We start from the raw sequence: 26829 nt of genomic DNA, 5'->3' as shown, positions 1-26829 counted from the left end.
CTCGACGCGTGCCGCACGTCGAAATCCTCCAGCTGCTGGTCTCCCCGGTGCACCGGCTGGCGGGCCGGCCCGGCGACGGCATGCCCGAGCTGTCGCCCGGCGAGCTGGTCGGCACCGCCGAGGTGCGTGCGGGACTGGGCATCGTCGGGGACCGGTACTTCAACCACCCCGCCCATCGCAACGCGTCGATCACCCTCATGGCCGCCGAACGGATCCCGCGACCGGGCCCGCACGGGGCGGACCTGCTGCGGACCCGGCGCAACGTCCTGCTGCGCGGCGTCGACATCGACGCCTACATCGGTGCGACCGTCTACCTCGACTGCGGCTCGGGTCCGGTCGACCTGGCGGTGCGCAGCGCGGCCCGGCCGTGCGCCTGGATGGACACCACCGTCGGCCCCGGCGCGCAGCGCGCCCTGCGCGGCGGTGGGGGAGTCCGCTGCCGGCCGCTGACCGACGGCGTCCTCGCGGTGGGACCGGCCGTGTTCGGCGTACGGGAACCTGCCCCGGCCCCGGGGACACGACGCACGAGCGGATGAGTACGGCTACTCAGGCGCCCCGCTCCCTCGGTTCGCGAAGCTGAGGGCATGACAACGCCTTCCCCGCCGACGTACCCGCCCCGCCCGGACTTCGCCCCTCGGCCCACGCCTTCCCGGGCGCGCCGCGCGTCGGTCGGCGGACTCGTGGCGCTGCTCCTCGTCGTCGCGTGCGGTGCGGCGGCCCTCTGGTCGACCCGTGGCGGGGAGTCCGGCCCGCTGGCGGGCCGCCCCCGGGTCACGGACACCCGGGCCGGACTCTCCTACGGCGTCCCGGACGGCTGGAAGCACGACCCGGCCAAGGACCGCGACCTGATCGACGCCTTCTCCTCGCAGATCACGCAGATCCCCGGCAAGGACCACGGCGCGGCCGCCACCACCGGTGCCACCGTGCTCGCGGGCCGCGCGGGCCGGCCGGTGTCCCGCGCCGACCTGCGCCGCACCACGGAGGCCGCCGCCCGCTCCAACGCCGGGTTCTTCTTCCCGGACCGGCCGGCCACCCTGGAGGAGTCGCACAGCACGGTCGTCGACGGCCGGCCGGCGCACACCGCCGTCCTGCGCGTCACCGGAGACACCGGCGGCCGGCTGGAGATGACCCTGCTGACCGCCCGCGGCGGCCGCACCTCCTTCCTGCTGGGTGTCGTCACCGGCGAGCCGGATCCGGCGGTCGTCGAGGACCTCCACGACGTCCTCGCCTCCACCACCGTCGACTGAGTCGCCGGGGTCAGGTCCCCGAGGCGATCAGCTGGTCGGCCAGCCGGTGGGCCTGCGCGAGCAGCGCGCCGTAGGTGGCGAGCTCGTCGGGGTCGCCCGTCGCGGACCGGGCCAGGTCCCGGCGCAGGTCCTGCAGCGTGGCCCGCAGGTCCGCCACCGCGTCGCGCAGTTCGTCCTCGCACTTGTCGTCGAACCGGCTCCGGCCGTAGGCGCGCAGGGCGCGGGCGGACCGGTACAGGAACTCCGCGTAGTGGCGCGCGAGATCCGGGTGCGGGCGGCGCGCCGGACGGTCCTCGGCAGCGGCCTCCAGCACCGTCCGGGTGACCCCCGCGGTGTGCACCGCGGCGTAGTCCAGCACCAGGACGGCGTCGTCGTACTCCTTGCCCACCGGCGGGACGGGGCCCCGGTGGCGGTGCCGCAGGTTGCCGCGCAGGCTCTCCCGGCTCCACTCGACGGTCGAGTGGGCCTGTTCCACGAGCCGGTGCAGCCGCAGGGCCCGTTCGTGCCAGACGCCGGCCTCCTCGGTGTCCCAGCGGTCCTCCGCCAGCCCGTCCGCCACCGCCCGCAGGATGTCGTGGGCCTCCTCGGTCGCGTCCTGGAGCACGGCCTCGCTGTCCCGCAGGTACAGCGGCGGCCGGATCAGCGCGTTGACGACGATGCCCACCACCGCCCCGAACAGGGCCTCGCCGAGCCGGGCCGCGGAGGTGGTGACCGTGACGGCGCCGTTGGTCAGGACGAACAGAGCGCCGGTGGCCGCGTAGATGCCCTGGCTGCCCAGCCGGCCCCACTGGCCCAGCAGCAGGGCCAGGGGCAGCACCACCGCCATCGCGACGACCGTGTCGTGCACCAGCAGCCCGATCGCGGTGGCCACGACCGTGCCCGCCGCGATCGCCGCCAGTTGCTGGAGTCCGTGCGCGATCGACCGGTACACGGTCGACTCCACCAGGACGACCGCCACCCACGGCGCGACGAACGCCACCGGGGCGTGCAGCCACCAGCCCGCCACCGCCCAGGCCAGCCAGGCGGCCAGCGCCGCCTTCGCCGCCTGGACGACCAGATCCCGCTCCCGGCACGGGCCCGCCCAGGCCCGGCGCACACCCTGCGCCGCGGCCGTCACATCACGCCACAGCGCCTGTCCGCTCACTCGTATCCCACGCACACCGCCCCGGGTGCCACCCAGCGCACCCTCCATGCAGAGTTCCTGCACAGGAGGGGTGCGGCTGCGGCACGTCACCGTCACGGAGGCGCCGTGCGCAGGGCGCTCAGCACCGCCCAGACCACGGAGACGAACGGGACGGCCACCACGGCGCCGATGACACCGGCGAGGACGCTGCCCCCGATCACCGACACCGCGACGACCAGCGGGTGCAGCCGCACGGCCCAGCTCAGCACCAGCGGATGCAGCACATGTCCTTCGAGCTGGCCGATCACGACGATGAGCACCAGCACGGCCAGGGCCGTGAGCGGCCCCCGCCCCGCCAGCGCGACGATCGTGGCGACCCCGAGCGCCACCGGCGAACCCACGAGCGGGACGAAAGCGGCGAAGAACTCCAGCAGGGCCAGCGGCAGCGCGAGCGGTACCCGGAGCACGAGCAGGGCCACACCCACCAGCACGGCGTTGGTGGCGGCGACGATGATGATGCCGCGCGTGTACCCGGCGAAGGTCCGCCAGGCCGCCCTCCCGGCCCGGTCCCAGCGAGTTCGGGCTCCGCTCGGCAGCAGGTGGTCGCGCGCCCAGGCCCACAGCCGCTCGCCGGAATGGAGGAAGAAGACCGAGGCGAACAGCGCGAGCACCGCCCCCGTGGCCACCTCGACCACCCGGCCGAGACCGCTGACGGCGTTGCTGAGCAGGTCCGACCGGTGCGCGGAGACGTAGTGCGTCAGCTGCTGCTGGAGATCGGAGAGCTTGCCGGGCCCGAGCCGGAACGGCGGCCCCTGCAGCCACTGCTCGATCCGGTGCACACCGCCGCGGAAGTCGCCCGCCAGCCGGGACGACTCGCCCGCCACCGCGTTGCCCACGAGGGCGAGCAGGGCGAACAGCACCATCAGACTGCCGACCAGGGCCACGGCGACGCTCAGCGACCTGGGCAGCACCCGGTTGATCAGGTCCGTCGGCGGGCGCAGGACGGACGTCACGACCAGTGCGAGGAACAGGGCCACGGCGATGAGCTGGAAGCGGCCGAGGACGCTGAAGACGCCGTAGACGACGATGCCGACGAGGATGAGCCGCCACGAGTAGGCGGCGGCGATCCGCAGCCACGGCACCGTCCGCTCGGCCCGTGGCACGGGCGGCTCGGTGCGGTGCGGAACGGGGAGCCGTACGGAGTGTCCGGGGCGGCTGCCCAGCACCGGGCCCGCCGCCGGGCGTCCCCCTCCCGGCCCTGCCGCCCGCCGACGCGCATCGCCCACCGCTGCTCCCGCCTGTTCGCCCTCCCGGGACGCTCGGTCGCCTCCGGAGAACCGTAAGCACAGGGCGGGAGCGGGGGCCCGTGGTGTGCGCCCGCGCGGGTGCAGGTCGCCGGGGGCCGCTCGCGCACAGGAACTTCACAACGGCCGGGGGTGGAGATGCGTGGTCAGGGCACTCGGAGGGGGTAGTCGGCACGGAGGGGAGAGCCTCCAGTGACAGTCATCGCGGTTCTGCTGCTTCCCGTCCTCGGCATCCTGCTGTACGGACTGGACCAGGTCGAGGACCGGTGGGTCGTCCGGCCCCCGAGGTCCCGGCACGCGCGGCCCCGTCGACGGCACCGCATGAAGCCGGGCCGCCACTGACCGACGGGTCCGGCCGCCGGGTCCTGTACGGCCTGCCCGACCCGGCCTCACTCAGCCCGGCCGCACTCAGCCCGGATCCGCTCAGCCCAGCTCCTCGGCGGCCCGTTCCGTCGGCAGCAGTACGCGGATGTCCGCGGGCAGCGCGCCCGCCATGCGTTCGGTCAGTTCGGGGGCGAGGGCGGCGTCGAGCACCTCCAGCACGGCGGCGGCCTCCTCCAGCGCGGTGTCCTCGTCGGTGCCCGCCCGGTCGGCGATGCGTCCGGCGAAGGCGGTCAGCCCGAACCGTTCACCGGCCGTACCGGAGTCGGCCCCGGCGGCGTCCGCGGCGTCGGCCGCCTCCCGCATCGCCGCTCCCATGTCGGGCGGCAGCTGGGCGGCCACATGGCGGGCCAGTCCGGACGGAAGCCGTTCCGACAGTGTGCTCACGACCGCATGGGCGGCCCGCTCGGCAGAACCCCGGTCGGGCAGGTGGGCGAGCACCTGCACCTTTCCGATCATCTCGTCGTGATGCATGAGGCCGGTCCCTTCGTCAGGAGGTCCTCTCGGCGCGATACGTCAAGAATCCCGCCGGGCTGCCCTCTCCGCGCGGCGTGTCCGGCCCCGCCGGGGCGGCCCGGAGGCCGCGCGCCGACCGAGTACCCCGGGGGCCGGGTGGCGTCGCGGGCCGGGGCACTTCTCCACCGGCCCTCGCGTGCCGTGGCGCCGACCGGACCGGGTCCCTGGGCGGCGGCCCACCGGAAGGCGCCCGGCGTGCTCAGTCCTCGGCCGTCTGCTGCGTCCACGTCCACGCGTACTGCAGCCAGTCCGCCACCGTCACGGCGCCGAGCCCCGCGCAGACCAGGCGGGTGAGCCGCGGAGAGGCCGTGTAGGAGGCGACCAGGGCACCGGCGGCCCATGCCGCCGTACAGAACGGGCAGGACACCAGGTCGCCGACGGCACGCCGGAACCCGCTGCCCCGCGGTTCGTCCATGACCTCGCTCGCCTCGCCGTCGCCCGCGCGTCGCGTGAAGGGCGCCCGGAGGAAACTGGTGATCTTGTCCCGGGTCAGCACCCGCGACGCCTTGTACGTCCCCGCACCCAGCAGCGCGACGTCCCACGGCGGCACCTCCTCCGGCAGCCGTACGCCCCGGCGCCGGGCCAGCACCGCGAAGGTGCCGGCGCTCGCCGCGAACACGGAGGCGAGGGCGGCATAGCCCCCCAGCGGGACATCGCCCTGGTCGTCGTACTGCGCGGTCACCGTCGTCATGAGACCTCCCTGACCTCCTCGTCACGCGGTCCTGCCACGGGCGCGCACCGAGTTCCCCGGGGTGAGGGGGCGACACGTGCCCCGGCGGCCTCGCGCACGCACGGGAGCGGGCCTCGGGCCGAACCGGTCCTGGCCTCACCCCCGGGCGGCCCCGCGCACGCACCGGCGTGGGCCGGGACGTGGGCGATGCCACATATGACCTGGTTCGCACTCCCTCCCGGGGGCAGCGGGCGGCGGGCTACCGTTGCGTGACAGCCCCCTGTTCCCTCGCCCCCCGGACGGCCCGGCCTTGCTGAACGACCTGTCCTCCCTCATCGCCGCGACGGCACGCTGGCTGACGGTCTCCTACCCGTCGTCGGGCGGTGCGCTGGCCTCCGCCCTGTGCGAGGCGCAGGCCCGTCAGGCGGTGACCGTCGCGGCCTGGCTGCGGTACCCGACCGAGATCGACGCGGCCCTCGTCACCATGGCAGGACCGGGCGGCGCCGACCGCCTCGACTGGATCACCGGAGCCGAGCAGCGCGGCACCCAGTGCGCCGAGGACTGGGCCTGGCGCACCTGGGTGGACGAGGTCGTGGTCAGCTGGGCGGCCGGCCTGCTCACCGACCCGGAGCTGGCGGGGCTCGCCGTCGACGCCCTCGCCGAGGGCGAGCACCCCTCGGCCGGCCCGGCCGAGTTCCGGCGGCTGGTCGACCCCGACGACGGCGACCGCCGCGCCGCCGCCCTGCTGCGCCACCCCGACCTCCTCGCCCCCGTGGCCGACCTGCACCACGAGCAGCTGCTCGACCGGCTCGGCCAGGGCCGCGCCCTCGCCGCCTGACCGTCGCACCCCGCGGTACGCGACCCCGTCGCCGTAGGCGCCGGGGCGCGAACGGCGGACCCGGGCGTCGGACGTCCGACGCCGCCGGAACCAGGCCCCTCACGCGGACGCGTCGTACGGCGGGCCGCGCATCCGGATGCGGACGGCGGGCCGGGCGCGCCCGTGCGCGTTCCGTACGGGCCCCTACGCCGCCCGGACGGCGGCCGACGGGCCGGCCGCCGAGGGGTATGGCTCGGCCATGACGTTCAAGAATCCCGTGCATCGTGGTGGCGCGCGCCGCGGCCGGTTCGAGCAGTTCGCCGAGTACGCCTCCAACTTCACCAGCTCCCCGGCCTTCTTCGCCTTCTGCCTGCTCCTCGTCGGCTTCTTCGTCGCGGCCCATGCCGCGCACCTGCGGCTGGAGGTGCTGCTGCTCGCCGGCGAGTCCATGACCGCGGTGACCCTGCTGCTCCTCGCCCTGCTCAAGAACGCCGAGATGCGCGCCGAGCACGCCATCCAGCGCAAGCTCGACGCGATCGCCGGGGCCCTGCTGGCGGCACACCCGGACGTGCGGAGCCAGGCGTTCGAGGATCTGCGCAATGCGATCCGGATGGAGGAAGAGACCTGAGCGGCGCGGGCGAAACGCCGCCGGGGTCCTTCCGGGCATCCGGAACAGGGACGAACATGCCGTGTCATGGACATTCTGCTCGTCGCCAGCGCGTTCAACAGCCTCACCCAGCGCCTGTACGCCGAACTCTCGGACCACGGGCACCACGTGGATGTCGTCCTCGCCTCGCACGGCCCCGACCCGGTCCGCGCCGCCGTACGCGAACTGCGGCCGGAACTGGTCGTCGCGCCGATGCTCAAGACCGCCCTGCCGGAGGACCTCTGGCGGGAGCACACCTGCCTGATCGTGCACCCGGGTCCGCCCGGTGACCGCGGCCCGTCCTCGCTGGACTGGGCCATCGCCGAAGAGGCACCCCAGTGGGGCGTGACCGTGCTCCAGGCCGAGGCCGCGATGGACGCCGGCCCGATCTGGGCGGCCGAGTCCTTCCCCGCACCCCCGGTCGGCAAGAGCGACCTCTACCGCAACGAGGCCTCCGACGCCGCCGTCACCGCCGTCCTGACCGCCGTACGGCGCTACGCCGAAGGCGCCCACAAGCCCCTCCCGCAGAGCCACGAGTCCGTCGACGTCGTCTGGCGCGACGCCTTCCGGCAGGAGCGGCGGCGCATCGACTGGGCGCACGACGACACCGCGACCGTGCTGCGCAAGCTCCGCGGCGCCGACTCCCAGCCCGGCGTCCTGGACGAACTCCTCGGCCGGGAGATGTTCCTGCACGGCGGTCACCCGGAGGACCGGCTGCGCGGCCGCCCCGGCGACCTGCTCGCCCAGCGCGCCGGCGCCGTCTGCCGCGCCACCCGGGACGGCGCGGTCTGGATCCCGGAACTGCGCCCCCGCAAGAAGTCCGGCGACCCCGCGCCCTTCCGCCGCCCGGCCGCGGCCGTCCTCGCCGACATCACGGGCGAGCGCGTCCCGCGGCTCGCGGAGGACCCGGTCCCCTTCGAACTGCCCGCCGGCCGGCGCACCTGGACCGACATCCGCTACCGGCAGCACGGCGAGGTCGGCTTCCTCGGCTTCTCGTTCCCCGGCGGCGCGATGAGCACCCTGCACTGCCGCCGGCTGCTCGCCGCGTACGAGTACGCCCTCACCCGCCCCACCCGGGTGCTCGTCCTCGGCGGAGCGCGCGACTTCTTCTCCAACGGCATCCACCTGAACGTCATCGAGGCCGCCCTGGACCCGGCCCGGGAGTCGTGGGCCAACCTCAACGCCATGGACGACCTCGTCGAGGCGGTGCTGCGCACCACCGACCGGCTCGTCGTGGCCGCCCTCGCCGGGAACGCGGCCGCGGGCGGCGCCATGCTGGCCCTCGCCGCCGACCAGGTCTGGTGCCGCACCGGCACCGTCCTCAACCCGCACTACCGGCGCATGGGCCTGTACGGCTCCGAGTTCTGGACGTACTCCCTGCCCCGCCGGGTCGGCCCCGAGCAGGCCGAGCGGCTGACCACCGAGGCGTTGCCGGTCAGCGCCGCGACCGCCGAACGGCTCGGACTCGCCGACCGCCTCCTACCGGCCGCACCGCGGGACTTCGCGGCCGAGGTGGAGCGACTCGCCGCCGGCCTCGCCGCCGCGCCCGACCTGGACCGGCGCATCACCGCCAAGGCGGCCGCCCGCGCCGCCGACGAACGGGAACGCCCCCTCGCCGACCACCGGAAGGCCGAGATGGCCCGCATGCACCACACCTTCTTCGACCCCATGGCCGCCTACCACACCCTGCGCTCGGCCTTCGTCCGCAAGACGCCCGACGGCTCGGCGCGCCCCCTCGACATCCCCTTCGGGGACCTCCGATGACGCCCCGGCTGCTGGTCGCCGGCGTCGGCAACATCTTCCTCGCCGACGACGCGTTCGGCCCCGAGGTGATCCGCGCCCTCGAACACCGCCCGCTGCCGCCCGAGGCCCGTGTGCACGACTACGGCATCCGCGGCATGGACCTCGCCTACGCCCTGCTGGACGGCTACCCCACCGCACTCCTGGTCGACGCCGCCCGGCGCGGGCACCCACCCGGCACCCTCTCCCTGATCGAGGCCGAACCCCCCGACGGCACCGTCCCGCCCGAGGCCCACGGCATGGACCCGGCGAAGGTCCTCGCCCTGGCCACGCACCTGGGCGACGAGCCCCTGCCCCGGGTCCTGGTACTGGCCTGCGAACCCGAGCTGCTGCCGAGCGACGACGATCTCCTGCCCGGGCTCAGCGCACCGGTGCGGGCAGCCGTCGACCGGGCCGTGGACGCGCTCCACTCACTGGTCCCCGCCCTGCTGGCCGACCCCGCCGGACCCCTGCCCCCATTGGGCCGCCCGGTGGAATCCGGCACCCCGCGTCCGGCTGCGCTGCCCGGCGCAGCGCCCGGCGGCGTCGAGAATCGGTGAACCCCGGGCCCCACGCGACGCGGCCCGGACCCCCTCACCGACCTTGCGAGGAGCAGCGCCCATGTGCGGGTCCGACGTCAAACAGGCCGTACTGGCGAAGAACGACGACCTGGCCGCCGACCTGCGCGGCGACCTGGCCCGGCAGGGCGTCACCCTGGTGAACCTGCTGTCGAGCCCCGGCAGCGGCAAGACCGAACTCCTCGGCCGGACGCTGGCCCTCGCGGTCGAGCGCGGCCTCCCCGTGGCCGCGCTCACCGCGGACCTCGCCACCGAGAACGACGCGGTCCGGCTGGCCCGCTCCGGCGCCCCCGTCCAGCAGCTGCTCACCGACGGGCTCTGCCATCTGGAAGCACGGCAGGTCCGCACCCGGCTGGACGGCTGGCTGCCGGCGGACACCGCCGTGCTCTTCGTGGAGAACGTCGGCAACCTCGTCTGCCCGGCCGCCTACGACCTCGGCGAGACCCTGCGGGTCGTCCTGATGGCGGTCACCGAGGGCGAGGACAAACCCCTGAAGTACCCCACCGCGTTCGGCTCGGCCCACCTGGTCGTCGTCACCAAGACCGACCTGGCCGAGCCGGCCGGCTTCGACGAGACCGCCTTCCGGGCGAACGTCCAGGGGGTCAACCCGGGCGTGGAGATCGTCCGGTCCTGCGCCCGCACCGGGGACGGCGTCGACATCCTGCTGGAGCGCGCCCTCGCCGCCCGCGACGGCGCCCCGCCGCACCGACCGCCCCTCGCCCCCCACCCCCACGGCCACCACCACCCCGCGTCCGCCCCCGTCGCGTGACCGCCCCCGTCACCGGCCCGGTGCGCCGCCGGCTCACCGTGCGCGGCACCGTGCAGGGCGTCGGCTTCCGCCCGCACGTGCACCGCCTGGCCGCCGGGCTCTCCCTCGCCGGATTCGTCGGCAACACCGGTGACGGGGTGCTCATCGAGGTGGAGGGCCCGGCCGGCGAGGTGGACCGGTTCTGCGCCCTGCTCGCCGAGCAGCCGCCGCCCCTCGCGGCCGTGACCGCGGTCGCCGGCGAGGACCTGCCCGCCACCGGCGAGAGCGGCACCTTCACCATCCGCACCACCGAGCGGTCCCCGGGCCGCACCCAGCTCCCACCCGACACCGCGACCTGCGCCGACTGCCTGTCCGAGCTGTCCGACCCGGCCGACCGCCGCCACCGGCACCCCTTCATCACCTGCACCCACTGCGGCCCCCGGTTCACCGTCGCCACCGGCATGCCGTACGACCGCGCCGTCACGACCATGGCCGGCTTCCCGATGTGCCCCCCGTGCGCACGCGAGTACGGCGACCCCGCCGACCGGCGTTTCCACGCCCAGCCCGTCGCCTGCCCCGACTGCGGGCCGCGGCTCGCCCTGACCCCGGCCGACGGCAGCGGCGCCCGCCCCGCCCGGGACGGAGAGGCGATCGCCACCGCCCGCGCGCTGCTGGCCGCCGGACGGATCGTCGCCGTCAAGGGGGTCGGCGGCTACCACCTGGCCTGCGACGCCACCGACGCCCGGGCCGTCGGGGCCCTGCGCGACCGCAAGGAGCGGGGCGGCAAGGCCTTCGCGGTGATGTGCGCCGACCTGGCCACGGCCGAGCGGATCGCGCTGCTCTCCGACGCGGAACGGGCCGCCCTCACCGGCGCCCGCCGCCCCATCGTCCTGCTGCGCCGCCGCACACCCCCGGACGGCCTCCGCCTCGCCGAGCAGGTCTGCCCGGGCAGCCCGCACCTCGGCGTCCTGCTGCCCTACACCCCCGTCCACACCCTGCTGTTCGGACTGCCCGGCGATCCCCCCGGCCCCCGGGCGCTGGTCATGACCAGCGGCAACCGCTCCGGTGAACCCATCGTCACCGACGACACCGAGGCGCTGACCCGGCTGGCCGGCCTCGCCGACGCCTGGCTCACCCACGACCGGCCGATCGCCTCGCCCTGCGACGACTCCCTGCTCCGGATCCGTCCCGACGGCACCGAACAGGTGGTGCGCCGCTCCCGCGGCTACGTGCCCCGCCCGCTGCGGCTGCCGGTCCCCGTCCGGCCCACCCTCGCGGCCGGCGGCGACCTCAAGAACGTCCTCTGCCTGGGCGAGGGCGAACACGCCTGGTTCGGGCCGCACATCGGGGACATGGGCGAACTCGCCACCCTCGAGGCCGCCGACCGGGCCGAGCGGCACCTGGCCCGCCTCACCGGGGTCACCCCGCGCCTGGTGGCCGCCGACCGGCACCCCGGATACCACTCGACCGCCCGGGCCCGCAGAAGCGCGAGCCGGCTCGGCGCCGGCGCCCCGGTCCTGGTCCAGCACCACCACGCCCACGTGGCCTCCGCGATGGCCGAGCACGGCCTCGACGGCACCACGCCCGTGATCGGCGTCGCCTTCGACGGCACCGGGTACGGCGACGACCGCACGGTGTGGGGTGGCGAGATCCTGCTCGCCGACTACACCGGCTACCGGCGCTTCGCCCATCTGACCCCCGCCCCGCTGCCCGGCGGCGACGCGGGCGTGGCCAACCCGTGCCGGCTGGCGCTCGCCCGGCTCTGGGCGGCCGGGCTGCCGTGGACCCCCGCCCTGCCCAGCGTCATGGCCTGCTCGGACGTCGAGAAAGCCGTGCTGCGAAAGCAGCTGGAACGCCAGGCGGCCTGCGTCCCGACCTCCAGCATGGGCCGGCTCTTCGACGCGGTGTCCTCCCTGGTGGGTGTCTGCCACCGCGCGGGATACGAGGCCCAGGCCGCGATGGAGCTGGAGGCGGCGGCGCTGGAGGCGGCGGGCGACGACGCGGTGGCCCATCCCTTCGGTTTAGGGACGCGCGGCGAGATCGACCCGGCGCCCGCCCTGGCCGCGCTGCTGGACGACCAGTCCCGCGGCACCCCCGCCGCCGTCCTCGCGGCCCGCTTCCACCGCGGCGTCGCGCGGGCCGTCACCGAGATCTGCCGCCGGGCCCGTACGGCGACCGGCCTGACCACCGTCGCGCTCACCGGGGGTGTCTTCGTCAACGCCCTGCTGGAGGAGGAGTGCACCGCCCTGCTCACCCGGGAGGACTTCACGGTGCTGCGGCACGGCGAGGTACCGCCCAACGACGGCGGGCTGGCGCTCGGCCAGCTGATGGTCGCGGGAACAGCAACCAACCACGAGACGGAGTGACCCATGTGTCTGGCAGTGCCCGGCAAGGTCGTGTCCATCGACCACAGCGCCGACCCGCTCACCGGGATGATCGACTTCGGCGGAGTGCAGAAGCAGGCGTGCCTGGAGTACCTCGCCGACATCCAGGTGGGGGAGTACGTGATCGTCCACGTCGGGTTCGCCCTGCAGCGACTGGACGAGGAGTCCGCCCGGGCGTCCCTGGAACTGTTCGAGCAACTGGGGCTGCTGGAGGAGGAGTTCGGGGACGCCTGGGAGCAGGCGTCCCGGCAGGAGAGCGGAAGTGAGACCCGGTGAAGTACATCGACGAGTTCAACGACCCCGAGCTGGCACGCCGGCTGCTGGACGAGATCCGCGCCACGGTCACCCGGCCCTGGGCGCTGATGGAGGTCTGCGGCGGTCAGACCCACTCCATCATCCGGCACGGCATCGACCAGCTCCTGCCCGAGGAGGTGGAGTTGATCCACGGTCCCGGGTGCCCGGTGTGCGTCACCCCGCTCGACGTCATCGACAAGGCCCTGGAGATCGCCGCCCGCCCCGACGTGATCTTCTGCTCCTTCGGCGACATGCTCCGCGTGCCGGGCACCGACCGCGACCTGTTCCGGGTCAAGGGCGAGGGCGGTGACGTCCGCGTGGTGTACTCGCCGCTCGACGCCCTCGAACTCGCCCGCAAAAACCCGGACCGCCAGGTCGTGTTCTTCGCCATCGGCTTCGAGACCACGGCCCCCGCCAACGCCATGGCCGTGCACCAGGCCCGCCGGCTCGGCCTGGACAACTTCACCCTGCTCGTCTCCCACGTCCGGGTCCCCCCGGCGATCGAGGCCATCATGACCGCCCCCAGCTGCCGGGTGCAGGGCTTCCTGGCCGCCGGCCACGTGTGCAGCGTGATGGGCACCGCCGAGTACCCGGACCTGGCCGAGAAGCACCGCGTACCGGTCGTCGTGACCGGATTCGAGCCGCTGGACATCCTCGAAGGCATCCGCCGCGCCGTGCACCAGCTGGAGCGCGGCGAGCACCGGGTGGAGAACGCCTACCCGCGTGCCGTACGCGACCAGGGCAACCCGGCCGCCGTCCGCATGATCGAGGAGGTGTTCGAGGTGACCGACCGCAACTGGCGCGGCATCGGCCGCATCCCGGCCAGCGGCTGGCGGCTGACCGACGCCTTCCGCGCCTTCGACGCCGAGCACCGCTTCGACGTGACCGGCATCCGCACCGAGGAGCCCGCCGTGTGCAGAGCCGGCGAGGTCCTGCAGGGGCTGATCAAGCCGACCGAGTGCGAGGCGTTCGGCAAGGCCTGCACCCCGCGCACCCCGCTCGGCGCCACCATGGTCTCCAGCGAGGGCGCCTGCGCCGCCTACTACCTGTACCGCCGCATGAACGCCCCGGCACCGCAGGGATCCCGTATCCCGCAGGAGGAGATGAACCCCGTTGGCTGACCTCGCCACCGAAGCCCCCCACGCGGCGGCCGAGCCCGAAGCACCCGTCGACCCGGCGGACTGGACCTGCCCGGCGCCCCTGCGCGACCAGCCGGTCGTCGTCATGGGCCACGGCGGAGGCGGCGCCCTGTCCGCCGAACTGGTCGAGCAGGTCTTCGCGCCCGCCTACGGCAACCCCACCCTGGCCGCCCTCGCCGACTCGGCGGTCCTCGACCTGGGCGGCGCGCGCCTGGCCTTCTCCACCGACTCCTACGTCGTACGGCCGCTGTTCTTCCCCGGCGGCAGCCTCGGCGACCTGGCCGTCAACGGTACCGTCAACGACCTCGCGATGAGCGGCGCCCGGCCCGCGTACCTGTCCACCGCCTTCATCCTGGAGGAGGGCGTCGAACTGGCCGTCGTGGCGCGCGTCGCACGTGCCGTCGGCGCGGCGGCCCGGGCGGCCGGCGTCACCGTCGCCACCGGCGACACCAAGGTCGTGGAGTCCGGGCACGGCGACGGCGTCTACGTCACCACCGCGGGCGTCGGTCTCGTGCCCGACGGGGTCGACATCCGCCCGCAGCGCGCCCGGCCGGGCGACGCCGTCATCGTGAGCGGCCCGATCGGCCTGCACGGCGTGGCCATCATGAGTGTGCGCGAAGGCCTGGAGTTCGGGGTCGAGATCGCCTCCGACACCGCGCCCCTCGGGGACCTGGTCGCGGCCATGCTGGCGGTCACCAAGGACATCCACGTCCTGCGCGACCCCACCCGGGGCGGCCTCGGCGCGTCCCTCAACGAGATCGCCCGCGCCTCCGGCACCGGAGTGCGGTTGCGCGAGCGTGCCGTTCCCGTCCCGGACGAGGTCGCGAACGCCTGCGGCTTCCTCGGTCTGGACCCGCTGTACGTCGCCAACGAGGGACGGCTGGTCGCCTTCGTTCCCCCGGAGCACGCCGAGGCCGTCCTCGCGGCCATGCGCGCCCACCCGCACGGCGCGGGCGCGACCCTCATCGGGGAGTGCGTGGCCGACCACCCCGGCATGGTGGTCGTCGCCACCGGTCTCGGCGGCACCCGGGTGCTGGACCTGCCGCTGGGCGAGCAGCTGCCCCGCATCTGCTGACCGGACGCATCTGCCGACCGGACCCGGAAGCCGAACGCGACCGGCCCCGCCGCGGAGGCGGGGCCGGTCGCGTTCGCACCGGACCGGACACGTCAGGTCTCGACGCCGGTGATCTCCAGTTCACGTCCGCTGCGCAGTTCCTGCGAGGGACGGTCGCAGCGGGGGCACCAGAAGAACGGCGGCATGCCGACGGCGAACTCCTCGGCGCACTCGCCGCACCAGGCCTGGGCGGGCACCTGCTCGACCACGAGCCGGGCCGCCGCGAGGGCCGTACCGTCGCGGGCCACCTCGAAGGCGAAGTGCAGCGCGTCCGGCACCACACCCGCCAGCTCCCCGACCCGGACGGTCACCGACGCGACGTCGCCGGCGCCGTCCGCCCGGGCGATCTCCCCGGCCTGCTCCACGATCGCGGTCGCGATCGACAGTTCGTGCACGCCGGCCTCACGGGTACCGGTGACCGGCGCGCAGGCCCCCGGTCATCCGGTAGATACGCAACTCCCGCATGATGCCCGGGAGTTCCCGGAGGAACAGGGCCGCGACGAGGCTGCCGACCACCGCGGCCTGGGCCACGACCAGCTGGCGTCCCGAAAGGCCCGAACGCGTGGATCTTCTTCTCTTGCCCATGTCCATGACGGTCACTTTCTGCTGTCTCATCCGGCTCATCCGGGTGAGATGTTCGGCATGTCCTTCACCAGCGCGTCATGCCGTTTCCAGTGGATGCCGGTGGAGCGGCGCGCGTCGGAGCTGCCGTCCTCGTGGTGTCCGGTCTGGTGCTGGTACGGGCCCTTGTTCCCCTGGTGCAGTCCGCGCACGTGGGAGGGCATGTCGGGCTTGGCCTGGGGGCGGCCCACTCGGATGCTGCCCATGTCCGATCTCCTTCCGGATCCCTATGACCGCTCGGTCAGCTCTCTGAAGAACTGTTCTACGGCCGGCCAGACCCGCCCGCCACCGGAGAGGCCCCGCCACTCGCGGCGGACCAGGGCGACCATCCGGTAGCAGTCGTCGACCGGCACCAGCCAGTGTTCGTCGTTGCCGCGCGCGGTGTTCACCAGCAGCGCCTCCACGTCGGGCGTCATCGCGGCGAGCTGCGGAACCGAGGCGGCCAGCCGCTGCCAGGCAGCCGCGTCCACCTCCCAGCGCATGGCCCCGGCCGGGCTCGGCCCCTGCGCGGTGACCGTGCCGTCGGAGCGCGGCACGAAGAACACCAGCCCCACCGGGACGCCCAGCACCCCCGTGTCGACCGGGGGCAGCCGCAGCCGCCGCCGGGGCACGATCCGGTAGCGGCCCTCGCCCGCGCCGTCGTCGGCGAAGAGCACCGAGCAGGGTCCGCACACACACCGCACCTCGGCGGCGCCGGTGTCGTACAGATGGGGGTGTTCCGGGGCCACGGGGGCGGCGCACAGCTCGCAGACCTCGGCCTCCGCCCATGCCGCCCGGTCGGCGGCGGAGCGGATCACCCGGGCGAGCGCCCCGTCCGCCGTCACCGCGTCTCCTGGGGCACGGCCCGTTTCTTGATCGTGCTCAGCGGTACGAACGCGGGCGCCGCCTTGCGGTCGGCGGACTCCGGCACCGTCTCCACCGAGGTCAGCTCGGGGGCGACGGCCAGCACCGCGGCGCGGACCGCCTCCAGGACGTCCGACGAGCCGCCGCCGCACCCGGAACCGCAGCCGCCGGTGCTCAGCCGCACCCGCGCCACCTGTCCGTCGACGCCGGCCCACTCCAGGTCGCCGCCGCGCTCGCGCACCGCGGGCCGCAGCTTCTCGACCGCACGGGCGGCGCGGGTCTCCGCCGGCTCCGGGTGGATCTCGTGCAGCACCATCAGGTGCCCGAGCAGCTCGTCACCGGTGAGGAGGCTGCCCAGCCGCTCGTCCGCGTGGTCCAGGACCCGGGCGAGGGCCTCGCCGTAGACCTCGGTCAGCAGCCGCACCGCCTCCAGCGCGGGACCGGGGCCGGCCTCCAGGCCGGCCAGCACCTCGTCGAGACGGGCGAGCCGCGCCTCCACCGCCGGGTCGGGCAGCCGCACGGCGGTGTCAGCCATGGTTGGCCCCGTACGTCGGCGAGTGCACGGTGGTCAGGGTCTTTCCCTTGCCCATGTACATGTGGACACCGCACGGCAGACAGGGGTCGAAGCTGCGGACGGTCCGCATGATGTCGACGCCCTTGAAGTCGTCGGGCCCGTTCTCCTCGAAGATCGGCTGGCCCTGGACGGCGTCCTCGTACGGGCCCGGCGTGCCGTAGATGTCCCGCGGGCTGGCGTTCCACGGGGTGGGCGGGTACGGGTGGTAGTTGGCGATCTTCTTGTCGCGGATCACCAGGTGGTGCGAGAGGACACCGCGCACGGCCTCGTGGAAGCCGCAGCCGATCGACTCGTCCGGCACCTCGAAGTTCTCGAACACCTTCGTGTCGCCGGTCTTGAGCATCCCCATGGCCTCCTCCAGGAACTGCAGGGCCATGGCGGCGGCGTACGCGATGAAGTACGGCCGGGCGCGGTCCCGTTCGAGGGTGTTGCTCCACTTCGGGATGCGCCACTCCAGGGTCGTCTCCGGCAGCTTCTCGCCCTTGGGCAGGGTGATGCGGATGCCGCCGCCGGTCGCCTTCACGTACGGCGTGTCGACGATGCCGCTCAGCGCGGTCGACCAGAGCCGGGCGAGGGGGCCGCCGCCGGTGTCCAGGGCGAGGTGCTCGCCGGTCTCCTGGTGGTACCAGCGCGGGCTCATCACCCAGCTGTAGTTGCCCTCGAAGTCCCGCTTCTGCGGCACCGGGACCGTGGTCTGGTTCCACGGGTGGCGCATGTCGACGGGGTTGCCGAGCGGGTCGTGGGTGACGAAGGGGTCCTCGTTGACCCAGTCCTCGTAGAAGGAGCTGCCCAGCATGATGCGCAGGCCGAGGTTGATGTCGATCAGGTTGTTGGTGACCAGCTTGCCGTCCACGATGACACCCGGGGTGACGTACATCGCCCGGCCCCACTCGTTCATCGTCGCGTAGCGGTAGTCGACGACGTCCGGGTTCTGGAAGGCGCCCCAGCAGCCGAGGAGGATGCGGCGCTTGCCGACCTCCTCGTAGCCCGGCAGGGCCTCGTAGAAGAAGTCGAAGACGTCGTCGTTCATCGCCACCGCCTTCTTGATGAAGTCGATGACGCGCATCAGCCGGCTGAGGTAGTCGGTGAAGGTGCTCGGCTGCGGCATCGTGCCGACCCCGCCCGGGTACAGCGTGGAGGGGTGCACGTGCCGCCCCTCCATCAGGCAGAACATCTCCCGGGTGATCCGGCTGACCTTCAGCGCCTCCTTGTAGACCTCGCCCTCGAAGGGGTTGAAGGCCTTCATGATGTCGGCGATGGTCCGGTAGCCGTGGACGTCCCCGCGGGGGGCGTCGGTGCGCTCGGCGCGGGCCAGCACACTCGGGTTGGTGGCCTTGACCATCGCCTCGCAGAAGTCCACGAAGACCAGGTTGTCCTGGAAGATCGTGTGGTCGAAGATGTACTCCGCCGCCTCGCCCAGGTTGGTGATGTGCTCGGCCAGCTTCGGCGGCTTGACCCCGTAGGCCATCTGCTGGGCGTAGTTGGAGCAGGTGGTGTGGTTGTCGCCGCAGATGCCGCAGATCCGCGAGGTGATGAACCCGGCGTCGCGCGGGTCCTTGCCCTTCATGAACACCGAGTAGCCGCGGAACAGCGACGAGGTGCTGTGGCACTCCACGACTTCCCGGTTGGCGAAGTCGATCTTCGTGTAGATGCCCAGGTTGCCGATGATCCGGGTGATCGGATCCCAGGACATGTCCACGATCTGGGCGGGTTTGCGTCCTGCTTGCCGGGACTCGGTGGTGGTCATCTGCGGTACTGCCCCTCGCTGTTCGGGTTCGGCGGTGTGATGGCGGAATGCGGGACGTGCGCGGTCACCGGCGGGTTCACGCGCGCCAGTGCGGGTCGTAACCGCTGGTCAGCTTGCGCTTGTTGTGGCGCCACTTGGGCTCGTGGTTCACCATGTCGTTGGTCAGCCCGCGCAGCCGGCGGATGACCGCCCCGTACGGCCTGATCACCATCGACGACAGCGTGCCGCCCGGAGGCTCGTCCATGAACGGCATGAAGGCGTCGGGGAAGCTCGGCATGGTGCAGCCGATGCAGATGCCGCCGACGTTCGGGCAGCCGCCGATGCCGGCCATCCAGCCGCGCTTGGGCACGTTGCAGTTGACGACCGGACCCCAGCAGCCCACCTTCACCTGGCACTTGGGGGAGTTGTAGTCCTTGGCGAAATCGCCCTGCTCGTAGTAGGAGCCCCGGTCGCAGCCCTCGTGGACCGTCTTCCCGAACAGCCACTGCGGCCGCAGCATGTGGTCCAGCGGCGGCGGGGGAGCGGTCCCGGCCGCGTGCTGGAGCACCCAGACCAGGGTCTCCATGAAGTTCTCCGGCTGGATGGGGCAGCCGGGCACGTTGACGACCGGGAGGCCCGAGCGGGCCTTGAACTCCCAGCCCAGGTAGTCCGCGAGACCCATGCAGCCGGTCGGGTTGCCCGCCATGGCGTGGATGCCGCCGAAGGTCGCGCAGGTCCCGGCGGCGACCACCGCCCAGGCCCGGGGCGCGAGGTCGTCGATCCACGAGTTCAGCGTCTGCGGCTCACCCGTCTCCGGGTCGTTGCCGAACGACGTCCAGTAGCCGTCGCCCTCGATGATGTTCTGGTTCGGGATCGAGCCCTCGATGACGAGGATGAACGGCTCCAGCTCACCACGGGCCGCCGCCCGGTACGGGGCGAGGAAGTCCTCTCCGCCCAGGCTCGGCGACAGGACCTTGTTGACGAGGTTCACCTTCGGCAGGCCGGGGATGAGCCCGAGCACCACGTCCTCGATGGACGGCTGGCCCGCGGCGGTCAGCGACACGGTGTCGCCGTCGCAGCTCATGCCCTCCGAGATCCACAGGATGGTGATCTCGTCGAACCCCTCCCGGGCGCCGTTGCCGCCGGGCTCGCCCTGGACTTCGGTTCTACCGCTCTGTGTGGTCATCTCTGCGGCCTCCGTTGCAGCCGGTCTCGATTCGGGGAGTGGGCCGCGGCCGACGGGGCCGCGAGGGTCGGTGTGGGGGTTCCGCCGGTGGCGTTCGGGCGCGTTCGGCCCGGTGGGCCCGGCGCGCGCCGGCCGGGCGGCCCCTCAGAGGCGTCCATCGGGCCGCCCCCTGACCGGCCGGTCGGCCGGACGCGCGGGCCGCGGGGCGTGCGGCCGGGGCGGCTGCACCGGACCGGACGTGCCGGCGCGGTCGATCGGTTCGACCTCGTCGGGCCGGAAGTAGTGGTAGCGGCCGTACCAGTCGTGCAGTTCGGCGGCCGGATCGTCGTCCACGGTGACGGCCAGGCGCACGCTGCCGTCCACGTCGTGGAAGACCGCGGCGACCTGTGCGGTCCGCCCGTCCAGGAACATGTCCTGGGCGTCGGCGCCCCGCGTGCGCGGACGCAGCCGCACCCGGCTGCCGCCGCCGACCGGCACCCCGTCGACGTCCACCGTGTCGGTCGCCGGGGAGAGCCCCTCGTCACCGCCCTCCTGCCACCAGGCGGGCCGCTGGGCGGCCGCCGGACGCACGGCCGCCATCGAGCGGATGGTGCCGTGCAGCCGGGCGAACACCTCGGGCGGCATGGTGTCCACGCGGTCGAGGATGTCCGCGGCCCGCGGATCGGTGGCCCGCGCCTCGGCCTTCTCCTCGTCGGTCAGCAGCATCGTGCGCAGCGTCAGGATCTCGTCGATCTCCGCCGCGTCGTGCAGATCGCCCGGGCTCTCCGGAGCGACCTGCGGAAAGTCGGGCAGGATGATCGGGGCGGACAGCAGCACCGTGCTCGTCCCGCCGTCCCGCGACGCACCGCCGAGTACGGGGAACGTGAACGCGTTGCGGCAGCCGCGGGCGTGCACGGCGAGGTCCGCGGGCGGATCGACGAGGGACACGAACTCCGCGCCGTCCCCGCCCAGCAGGGTGTGCGTGGCGATCAGCGCGTTCCGCAGGGCCTCACCGCGCAGCGCCCGGGGGTCCGGGACCTCCCCGGTGTTCTCGGTGCGCACCCGCAGCCGGTAGAGGTCCGGCGCGACGGGCTCGGCCACGGCCGTCGTGACGGCGCGCAGCTCCCGGCGGCGGCGTACCGTCCGCCCCGCCCCGGCGGGAAGGGGCGCGTACTCCGTACCGGCGGGTGCGCCGACGGCGACGGAACCGCCGCGGCGCAGCAACTCCGCCAAGGGCAGGACCAGTTCGGTCTCGCGCGGCACCGCTTCCTCGAACGACAGATGGGTGACGCCGTCGTCCGTGCGCAGGGACTCGACCGGGCGGTGCCCGCCGCTCCCGTCGGCCGCCTCCACCTGCTTGTCCTGCATCTGGAGGTACCGCACGCGCACCCGTACGACCGCGTCCTCGCGCCGGACCCGCAGCAGGACCTGCGTCTCCTGGTACCACGAGTCCGCCGACCCGGAGAGCCCGGGCGTCACCGGCCCGTCCCGCTCCACCCAGTCCCGGGGCAGCAGTACCCCGAACTGCCAGCGGACCCGGTTCTTCGGCGAGGACCGGCGGTACGGGTAGAGCAGGTAGCCCTCGTACAGCACGGCGTCGGCGACGGCGCTCAGCTGATCGACGCGAACGCCCGAGGGGCCGTACGACGCGTCGGCGTCGTCCACCACCGCGCTCGCCGTGCCCCCCATGCCGACGTGGTCCGCCATGCCGCCTCCTCGTCACCGATGCACCGCGCATCCCTTCCACCACGGTCACACCCGTCACGGAGCCTCGCCCCTCCGGCGCACCGACATTGGGCCGGTCAGGGGAAACGGGACGGCGGGACCTGGGGGAACGCACCCGTCGGCGGGGTGCGGTGCGGAAGCCTCCGGCGGCGGAGCCCGTGAGGGACGGGTGCCGGGGGTGCACGGTGTCAGCCGAGCGGGCGCGGTCCGTACCGGGCGTGGCCGGTGCCGGTGGCGAGGGCCCAGTAGCGGTCGCCGTAGGACCAGTGCCACCACTCGGGGGGATAGTTCACCAGGCCGGCGGAGGTCAGCGCCGTGGCGAGCAGCCGTCGGCCGGCGCGGGCCCCGGCACCGATACCGGGGGCGTCCGTGCAGCAGGCGCCGCCGCTGTCCTCCGGACCGGCGTTAGCTCGCTGCCCATGTCGAGTTCGTGTCCGTCGGCGGAGACGAGGGTGAGGTCCACCGCCGCGCCCGCGCTGTGCGGGGCGATCTCCGGCGGTGACACGTACCGGCTCGCGGCGTCGCGCACCCGCGTGGCGGGCCGGTCCGGATGCTCGGCGCGCAGCCGGCCGGCGTACCGCTCGAAGTAGGCGCGTTGCAGCGCGGGCGGCCGGTACCCCTCGACGAACAGCAGCCGCAGGCCGTCCGGCGACAGCGACTGCGCGGCGAGCAGCCGGGTGAGGACTCCTTCCCGCAGACGCGCGAACGCCCCTGATTCCTCCGCGCGTCGGGGATCGACGGCGAGGGAGCCGTCGCGGCGGACGTCGACGAGCGGTTCGCCGCAGTCGACGACCGGAACGGCCGCGATCCTCGGATCGGACATGAGCACGATGCCGTCCGCGGTCATGGGTTCACCGCATCCGTGCCGTGGCGACGTGGATCCGGAAGGCGCAGGGGACGGTCCCGTCGGGCGCCGTGATGGCGCGGACCTCGGCGAGGAAGGCGGTCCGCAGGCGCTCCACGGCCGCCCTGTCGAGCGGGCCGAGGTCGTAGAAGCCGGAGACGGCGGCCCACACCTGTGCCACCGGACCGCCCAAGTCGATGGGAACGGTCTCCCAGTCGACCGCGGCGAAGCCCGCCGGCGCGAGCACCTCGTCGAGTCCCTCGCGGCTCCGCGTCCTTCGGTCACCCAGCGCAGGGATGCGCTGCGAGGCGGGCGCCTCCTCGATCGTGCGACGCAACAGCCCGAGGAACCGCTCGTACGCCTCCCCGCCGACGGCGCCGCCTCCGAGGACGCACGCCAGAACTCCTCCGGGTGACAGGACCCGGGCGACCTCCGCCACGACCTGCTCGATCTCTCCCATCAGCATCAGCGCCAGGTGGGAGACGCAGGCGTCGAAGCTGCCGTCGGCGAAGGGGAGCGTCTGCGCCCTTCCCTCCGCCAATGCGGCCCCGGACAGCGCCGGTCGACGCCGTGCCAGCGCCAGAGACTGCGCAGACAGGTCGAGCCCCGCGAGCTGTCGTCCGTTCTCGCGGGCCAGCAACTCGAGCAGCAGGCCGTCACCGCAGCCCAGGTCCAGCACCCGCCCGCGTCCGGCCACCCGGTCGCACAGGAGTTGATAGCTGGATCTGCCGTCCGGGGTGCGGCCGCCGCCGAACGCCTCCGCGGTCACCGCCGGCCGCTCGGCGTGGAAGGCCTGCAGAAAGGCTTCTTGCGCTGCGGTGGTCGTCATCCGCCCAACCTACGGCGCGGGCCGCACGACGGGGAACGGGACCCGGTGCTCGTCCGCGTCTACGGGCAGGATTCCCCGTACTTGACCGCGTCGAAGGCGACCGGCTGCCCGGTCAGCTTCGTCCCCGCGGCCGGTTTCTGCGTGCAGACCTGCCAGTTCGACTCGATGAGCACGAAACGGCTCGCGCCCGTGGCGTCGTCCACGGTGATCGAGGTGCCGCTGTCGAGTGCCTGGCGGGCGGCCTTCACGCTCTTGCCGCGGAAGTCGGGCATGGTCCCGCCGGCGGCCGGGGAAGCGGCCTGGTCGTGCGCGGGGCACGTCTCGTCGAGCTTGACGGCGCCGAAGTCCAGTTCGGTGTCCGTGGCCCGGACGGTGCCCGCTGCGACGTTCTGCGCGCACACCTTCCAGTCGCGGTCCAGGATCTGCATGCGTGCCCGGCCGAGGGAGTCGTGGGACGTGAGGCGGTGGAAACCGGCGGCCTGGGCCGCGTCCTGGGCGGACTGCAAACCCATACCGACGAAATCGGGCACGGTCCTGCTGTCGCCGCCGGCCTTGCTGTCACCGGTGGACGTCGCGGCGGAGGTGCTGCCGCTGCTTCCGGTCGTGTCGGCCGACTTGCACGCGGTGGCCGTCGCGAGGACGGCGACGACGGCGACGGCGCAGGCGAGCGTTCGGCGGCTCATGGTTCCCCCAGGGTCGTTCAGGTGGCGAAGCGGGGTGAGCGTACGACGGTCCCGTGCCGGGCGGAGGGCGTCCTAGGGCGCTGTCACCGGATCGGGTGGTCCGCGGACCAGGGCCCCGCCCCGGTGTCCCTAGGGCTCGGCCAGGCGCTCCACCGTCACCAGGGCCGCGTCGTCGTCGAGGTCGCCGTGGACATGGTGCAGGAGACCGCGGCGCAGCCCGGCCACCATGGCGTCCAGCGGGCGGGTGGCGTGCGCGCGCAGGTGCGCGGCCAGGTCGTAGAAGCGGCCACGGCGGTCGCGGGCCTCGATGAACCCGTCGGTGTACAGCACCAGGCGGTCGCCCGGCACGAACGGCACGGTCTCGGCGACGGGCCGCGCGCCCAGCAGGTCACCGAGGCCGAGCGGCGCGCCCGGCTGTGCGGGCTCGAAGGGCCGCACCTCGCCCGCGTGCACGACGTACGGCTCGGGGTGCCCGCAGTGCACGATCCGGGCCAGGTCCTCACCGGGCGGGAACTCCACCAGCAGCGCGGTCGCGAACCGCTCCGTGAACAGGGCGCCCGTCCCGTCCCCCTTGCGATCGTCCGAGGTTCCGTCCACCGCGGCTATCTGGCGCCGGGCCCGCTCGTCCAGTTCCTCCGCCACCGTGGTCAACGAGGGCTCGCGGTGGGCCAGTTCACGGAAAGCGCCGAGCAGGGCCGCCGACGCGCCGACGGCCGGCAGCCCCTTGCCGCGGACGTCGCCCATCAGGACGCGCGGTCCGAACGGCGTGTGCAGTGCCTCGTAGAAGTCGCCGCCGATCCGCGCCTCCGACTCGGCCGGCAGGTACACGCCGCGCAGGGCCAGCGTGCCGAGGCGGCGGGGCAGCGGGTGCATCAGCGCGCGCTGCGCGGTCTCCGCGACGGAGCGGACCTGATGGAGCTGGCGTTCCCGGCGCTGCCGCAGGGAGCAGGCGGCGAGCGAGGTGAGCCCGACCACCAGCAGGGTGCCGAGGACGACGTCCGAGTCCGGACGGCCGCACTGCCCGGCGTCCCACTGGAGCAGGGCGGTCACCCCGACGGCGGCGCCGGCCAGCACCGCCGTCGCCCGCCACGGCAGCAGTACGGCCGCCAGGACCGGAACGGCCGCCATGACCGGCGAGACGTGCAGCCAGTCCGGTGTGAGCAGATCGGTGAGGGCGACGACCACCATGAGCAGCACGGGCGCCGCGGCCGGCAGAGCGCGTGCGGCGACGGGGCGGTGGGCACGGGGGCGTGCGCCGGGCCGGCGGGCGTGCGCGGGCGGCCCGGCGGGGTGTTGGGCCTCGGTGGTCTCGGGGTGGGAGGGACCGGGGATCCGGGTGTGTGAGGTCATCGTCGCAGTGAGGTCCGTAGCGGGGTGGACGTCCGGCGGGGCCGGGCGGGCCGGGCGGGTGGCGCGGGCGCCGGTGCGGAGAGGCGGGTCAGGGCCTGGTCCAGATGGCGGAGCAGACGCCGGTCCTCGGCGTCGGCGCCCGTCGGCTCGGCGGCGGGAGCGCCGAGCCGGGCGACGGCCCGCCGCGCGGCGGGCAGCGCGGGGTGCGGCCGCCCGCCCCGGCAGGAGTAGACGCACAGCGCGGTCGTTCGCAGCAGCCGCGCGTACGGCCCCGCCAGGACGGCGGCGGTGCCGTGACCGCCGGCGACGGCCGGGTGGCCGGGACTGAAGCGGTCCAGCGCTGCGGGGTGCGTGTGGGGGCCGCGGGTCGCGGTTGTTCCGGGGCCCGCGCGCCCCGGGCACACGGCTGACGCGGGGTCCCCGTGGACGGGGGCGCCGGTGTGTGCCGGACCGGGGCTGCCCGGGGCGCGCCCGGGAGCGGCCGGCTGGCTTGGGCCGGTGCTCGCTGGGACGTGCGCCTCGTCTGGGCCGGTGCTCGCCGGGTCGTGCCCCTCGCCTGGGCCGGTGCTTGCTGGGATGTGCCGCACGCCTGGGACGGTGCTCGTCGGAACGCGCCCGGTGCCCCGCTTCTCGGTCGCTCCGGTGTTCCCGGGGCCCGGGTGGCCGGGGTGGCCGGGGCTTCCCGTGCCGCGCTCGGGCGCGGCCGCCCGTACCCGGTCGGGGCTGTCGGAGGTGCGGCCGGTGACGCCCCCGTGCGCGGGGCTGAAGCCGGCGTCCGCGCCCGATGCGGCGGACGCCGGGCGCGGGACGCCCGCCGCGGACGGGTGGGTGTCCAGGAGCCGGCCCGTCGCCGCCACCCGCCCGGCCACGTCCGTCAGCGTCTCCAGGACCCTGCGGTCCAGGTGCCAGCGGCGGCGCCTGGCCGTGGGCCGGACGTTCCACCGCATGCTCTCGTGCGCCTCGTCGACGGCGGCGCGGGCGCGCGTGAGTGCCGTGTCCAGGTCGTCCTCCCAGGTCGTGCCGAGAACCTTCCGGGGCCGCTCCCGCCGTACGGCCGCGTCGGCGAGGCCGTCGAGGTGCCGGGCGATCAGCACGCGCAGATCCTCCAGGGCCCGCTCGGCGGACCGGACGCGCACGGTGGGGCACAGCAGCGCGCTGCACGCCAGACCGAACGCGATGCCCACGACGATCTCCGCGAGGTGGGAGGTCAGCTCGCCGGAGTGCCGGCCGCGGACGAGGGCGTAGGTGATCAGGGCGGTCGTGGGCACATGCAGCCCGTAGTGCCCGAGGAACCCCTGCCGGGCCAACAGCACCGAGGCGAACACGACGAAGCCCAGTCCCAGCATGGCGGGCTCCACGTACAGCGCGCCGGGGACGGCGACGAGCACCCCGAGCAGGCAGCCTGCGGCGTAGCGCAGGGCCGCGCCGACGGTGCGGACCACCGTCGTCTCCACGATGAGCAGCGCCGCGACGGCGCCCGCGTACGGATCGGGAGTGTGCAGGAGGGCCGCACACGTCTGCCAGGTCAGGCCCGCCGCCACCGTCGCCCGTCCGGCTTCGGCGCAGCCGACCCGTGCGATCCGGGCCGTGATCGCGGACACCCGTACGCCCTGCATGCCTCGTCCGCCTCCTTCCGTCGCCGTGCGGTCCGTCTTCGCGGTCGCGGGCCCCGGAAGGCCCGGCAAGCCGCCCAGGATAATCGGACAAATGGGGCAAGTGGCAAATAAGA

General features: G+C 74.2%; 28 protein-coding genes and 1 pseudogene. 12 read left to right on the top strand and 17 right to left on the bottom strand.

The genetic code is table 11. The features are described 5' to 3' along the window. The first annotated feature begins 8 nt into the window (after positions 1-8). Together ACF08B_RS23275 and ACF08B_RS23270 are read left to right on the top strand one after the other, a co-directional pair. Positions 9-536 (top strand): molybdenum cofactor biosysynthesis protein, encoded by a 528-nt coding sequence (locus ACF08B_RS23275; RefSeq protein ID WP_392319130.1) that lies wholly within the window; start codon positions 9-11, stop codon positions 534-536. Between the two features lie 48 nt (positions 537-584). Continuing rightward, positions 585-1247, top strand: a complete 663-nt coding sequence (locus tag ACF08B_RS23270) for a hypothetical protein (protein WP_392319129.1) — start codon at positions 585-587, stop codon at positions 1245-1247. A 10-nt stretch (positions 1248-1257) separates the two neighbouring features. Here the strand turns inward: ACF08B_RS23270 and ACF08B_RS23265 are convergent, their stop codons facing one another. Further along, on the bottom strand, positions 1258-2439 hold the full coding sequence (locus ACF08B_RS23265) for an aromatic acid exporter family protein (RefSeq protein ID WP_392319128.1): 1182 nt from the start codon (positions 2437-2439) through the stop codon (positions 1258-1260). A gap of 44 nt (positions 2440-2483) precedes the next feature. Then, positions 2484-3656 carry an AI-2E family transporter gene (locus ACF08B_RS23260; RefSeq protein ID WP_392319127.1) on the bottom strand — a complete coding sequence of 391 codons (1173 nt, stop codon included), beginning with the start codon at positions 3654-3656 and terminating at the stop codon, positions 2484-2486. 210 nt (positions 3657-3866) lie between these two features. On the opposite strand from ACF08B_RS23260, the gene ACF08B_RS23255 reads away from it, so the two are divergent. Next, a complete protein-coding gene (locus ACF08B_RS23255) occupies positions 3867-4016 on the top strand; it encodes a hypothetical protein (RefSeq protein ID WP_176985857.1) in 150 nt (49 codons plus the stop codon). An 81-nt stretch (positions 4017-4097) separates the two neighbouring features. Here the strand turns inward: ACF08B_RS23255 and ACF08B_RS23250 are convergent, their stop codons facing one another. After that, positions 4098-4529, bottom strand: coding sequence for a DUF2267 domain-containing protein (locus ACF08B_RS23250; RefSeq protein ID WP_093695268.1), 432 nt, complete (start codon positions 4527-4529; stop codon positions 4098-4100). Between the two features lie 241 nt (positions 4530-4770). Continuing rightward, the gene (locus tag ACF08B_RS23245; protein WP_392319126.1) at positions 4771-5262 is read right to left on the bottom strand and encodes a DUF1360 domain-containing protein; all 492 of its coding nucleotides are present in this window, start codon (positions 5260-5262) and stop codon (positions 4771-4773) included. A 289-nt stretch (positions 5263-5551) separates the two neighbouring features. Here ACF08B_RS23245 and ACF08B_RS23240 point away from each other — a divergent pair, with 289 nt between their 5' ends. The 9 genes from ACF08B_RS23240 to hypE all read left to right on the top strand — a co-directional run bounded on the left by ACF08B_RS23240 (position 5552) and on the right by hypE (position 14701). After that, entirely contained in the window at positions 5552-6079 is a 528-nt protein-coding gene (locus ACF08B_RS23240; protein WP_392319125.1) for a hypothetical protein, read from the top strand. Positions 6080-6317: 238 nt separating this feature from the next. Continuing rightward, a complete protein-coding gene (locus ACF08B_RS23235; RefSeq protein WP_093479920.1) occupies positions 6318-6686 on the top strand; it encodes a hypothetical protein in 369 nt (122 codons plus the stop codon). 66 nt (positions 6687-6752) lie between these two features. After that, complete coding sequence (locus ACF08B_RS23230; RefSeq protein ID WP_392319124.1) at positions 6753-8468, top strand: hydrogenase maturation protein; 1716 nt, start codon at positions 6753-6755, stop codon at positions 8466-8468. Further along, a complete protein-coding gene (locus ACF08B_RS23225; RefSeq protein ID WP_392319123.1) occupies positions 8465-9043 on the top strand; it encodes a hydrogenase maturation protease in 579 nt (192 codons plus the stop codon). Before ACF08B_RS23230 ends, ACF08B_RS23225 begins: the two co-directional genes overlap by 4 nt. 61 nt (positions 9044-9104) lie before the next feature. Next, the gene (hypB, locus tag ACF08B_RS23220) at positions 9105-9830 is read left to right on the top strand and encodes a hydrogenase nickel incorporation protein HypB (protein ID WP_392319122.1); all 726 of its coding nucleotides are present in this window, start codon (positions 9105-9107) and stop codon (positions 9828-9830) included. Continuing rightward, positions 9827-12175: a carbamoyltransferase HypF gene (gene hypF, locus ACF08B_RS23215; RefSeq protein ID WP_392319121.1), complete on the top strand. Its 2349-nt coding sequence runs from the start codon at positions 9827-9829 to the stop codon at positions 12173-12175. Before hypB ends, hypF begins: the two co-directional genes overlap by 4 nt. 3 nt (positions 12176-12178) lie before the next feature. After that, entirely contained in the window at positions 12179-12469 is a 291-nt protein-coding gene (locus ACF08B_RS23210) for a HypC/HybG/HupF family hydrogenase formation chaperone (protein ID WP_392319120.1), read from the top strand. After that, positions 12466-13608 carry a hydrogenase formation protein HypD gene (gene hypD, locus ACF08B_RS23205; RefSeq protein WP_392319119.1) on the top strand — a complete coding sequence of 381 codons (1143 nt, stop codon included), beginning with the start codon at positions 12466-12468 and terminating at the stop codon, positions 13606-13608. The genes ACF08B_RS23210 and hypD overlap by 4 nt, the downstream gene beginning before the upstream one ends. Continuing rightward, a complete protein-coding gene (gene hypE, locus ACF08B_RS23200) occupies positions 13601-14701 on the top strand; it encodes a hydrogenase expression/formation protein HypE (protein ID WP_392319118.1) in 1101 nt (366 codons plus the stop codon). The genes hypD and hypE overlap by 8 nt, the downstream gene beginning before the upstream one ends. Positions 14702-14793: 92 nt before the next feature. Here hypE and hypA read toward each other — a convergent pair whose 3' ends face one another. From hypA to ACF08B_RS23135, 13 genes and pseudogenes are all read right to left on the bottom strand, one after another. Continuing rightward, the gene (gene hypA, locus ACF08B_RS23195) at positions 14794-15135 is read right to left on the bottom strand and encodes a hydrogenase maturation nickel metallochaperone HypA (RefSeq protein WP_073895529.1); all 342 of its coding nucleotides are present in this window, start codon (positions 15133-15135) and stop codon (positions 14794-14796) included. 7 nt (positions 15136-15142) lie between these two features. Next, positions 15143-15355: a hypothetical protein gene (locus ACF08B_RS23190; protein ID WP_392319117.1), complete on the bottom strand. Its 213-nt coding sequence runs from the start codon at positions 15353-15355 to the stop codon at positions 15143-15145. 5 nt (positions 15356-15360) lie between these two features. After that, the gene (locus ACF08B_RS23185; protein WP_073895531.1) at positions 15361-15567 is read right to left on the bottom strand and encodes a hypothetical protein; all 207 of its coding nucleotides are present in this window, start codon (positions 15565-15567) and stop codon (positions 15361-15363) included. A gap of 21 nt (positions 15568-15588) precedes the next feature. After that, a complete protein-coding gene (locus ACF08B_RS23180; protein ID WP_392319116.1) occupies positions 15589-16185 on the bottom strand; it encodes a DUF5947 family protein in 597 nt (198 codons plus the stop codon). Then, a complete protein-coding gene (locus ACF08B_RS23175; protein WP_392319115.1) occupies positions 16182-16739 on the bottom strand; it encodes a NifU family protein in 558 nt (185 codons plus the stop codon). Before ACF08B_RS23175 ends, ACF08B_RS23180 begins: the two co-directional genes overlap by 4 nt. Further along, positions 16732-18525, bottom strand: a complete 1794-nt coding sequence (locus ACF08B_RS23170; protein WP_392319114.1) for a nickel-dependent hydrogenase large subunit — start codon at positions 18523-18525, stop codon at positions 16732-16734. The genes ACF08B_RS23175 and ACF08B_RS23170 overlap by 8 nt, the downstream gene beginning before the upstream one ends. A 76-nt stretch (positions 18526-18601) precedes the next feature. After that, entirely contained in the window at positions 18602-19690 is a 1089-nt protein-coding gene (locus ACF08B_RS23165) for a hydrogenase expression protein HypE (RefSeq protein WP_392319113.1), read from the bottom strand. A 144-nt stretch (positions 19691-19834) separates the two neighbouring features. Then, on the bottom strand, positions 19835-21376 hold the full coding sequence (locus ACF08B_RS23160; RefSeq protein ID WP_392319112.1) for a hypothetical protein: 1542 nt from the start codon (positions 21374-21376) through the stop codon (positions 19835-19837). 206 nt (positions 21377-21582) lie between these two features. Continuing rightward, positions 21583-22241, bottom strand: a pseudogene (locus ACF08B_RS23155) (M15 family metallopeptidase). Between the two features lie 4 nt (positions 22242-22245). Next, positions 22246-23067 (bottom strand): class I SAM-dependent methyltransferase, encoded by an 822-nt coding sequence (locus tag ACF08B_RS23150; RefSeq protein WP_392319111.1) that lies wholly within the window; start codon positions 23065-23067, stop codon positions 22246-22248. A 59-nt stretch (positions 23068-23126) separates the two neighbouring features. Beyond that, complete coding sequence (locus ACF08B_RS23145; protein WP_392319110.1) at positions 23127-23750, bottom strand: hypothetical protein; 624 nt, start codon at positions 23748-23750, stop codon at positions 23127-23129. A 129-nt stretch (positions 23751-23879) separates the two neighbouring features. Continuing rightward, complete coding sequence (locus ACF08B_RS23140; protein ID WP_392319109.1) at positions 23880-25100, bottom strand: PP2C family protein-serine/threonine phosphatase; 1221 nt, start codon at positions 25098-25100, stop codon at positions 23880-23882. Further along, positions 25097-26716 (bottom strand): FUSC family protein, encoded by a 1620-nt coding sequence (locus ACF08B_RS23135; RefSeq protein WP_392319108.1) that lies wholly within the window; start codon positions 26714-26716, stop codon positions 25097-25099. Before ACF08B_RS23135 ends, ACF08B_RS23140 begins: the two co-directional genes overlap by 4 nt. Positions 26717-26829: the final 113 nt, after the last annotated feature.

The organism is Streptomyces sp. NPDC015139, assembly GCF_043079785.1.
In the GTDB taxonomy this organism is placed as follows: domain Bacteria; phylum Actinomycetota; class Actinomycetes; order Streptomycetales; family Streptomycetaceae; genus Streptomyces; species Streptomyces albidocamelliae.
The sequence above is the reverse complement of the archived record's forward strand: the minus strand, read 5'-3'. Positions and strand labels throughout refer to the sequence as shown.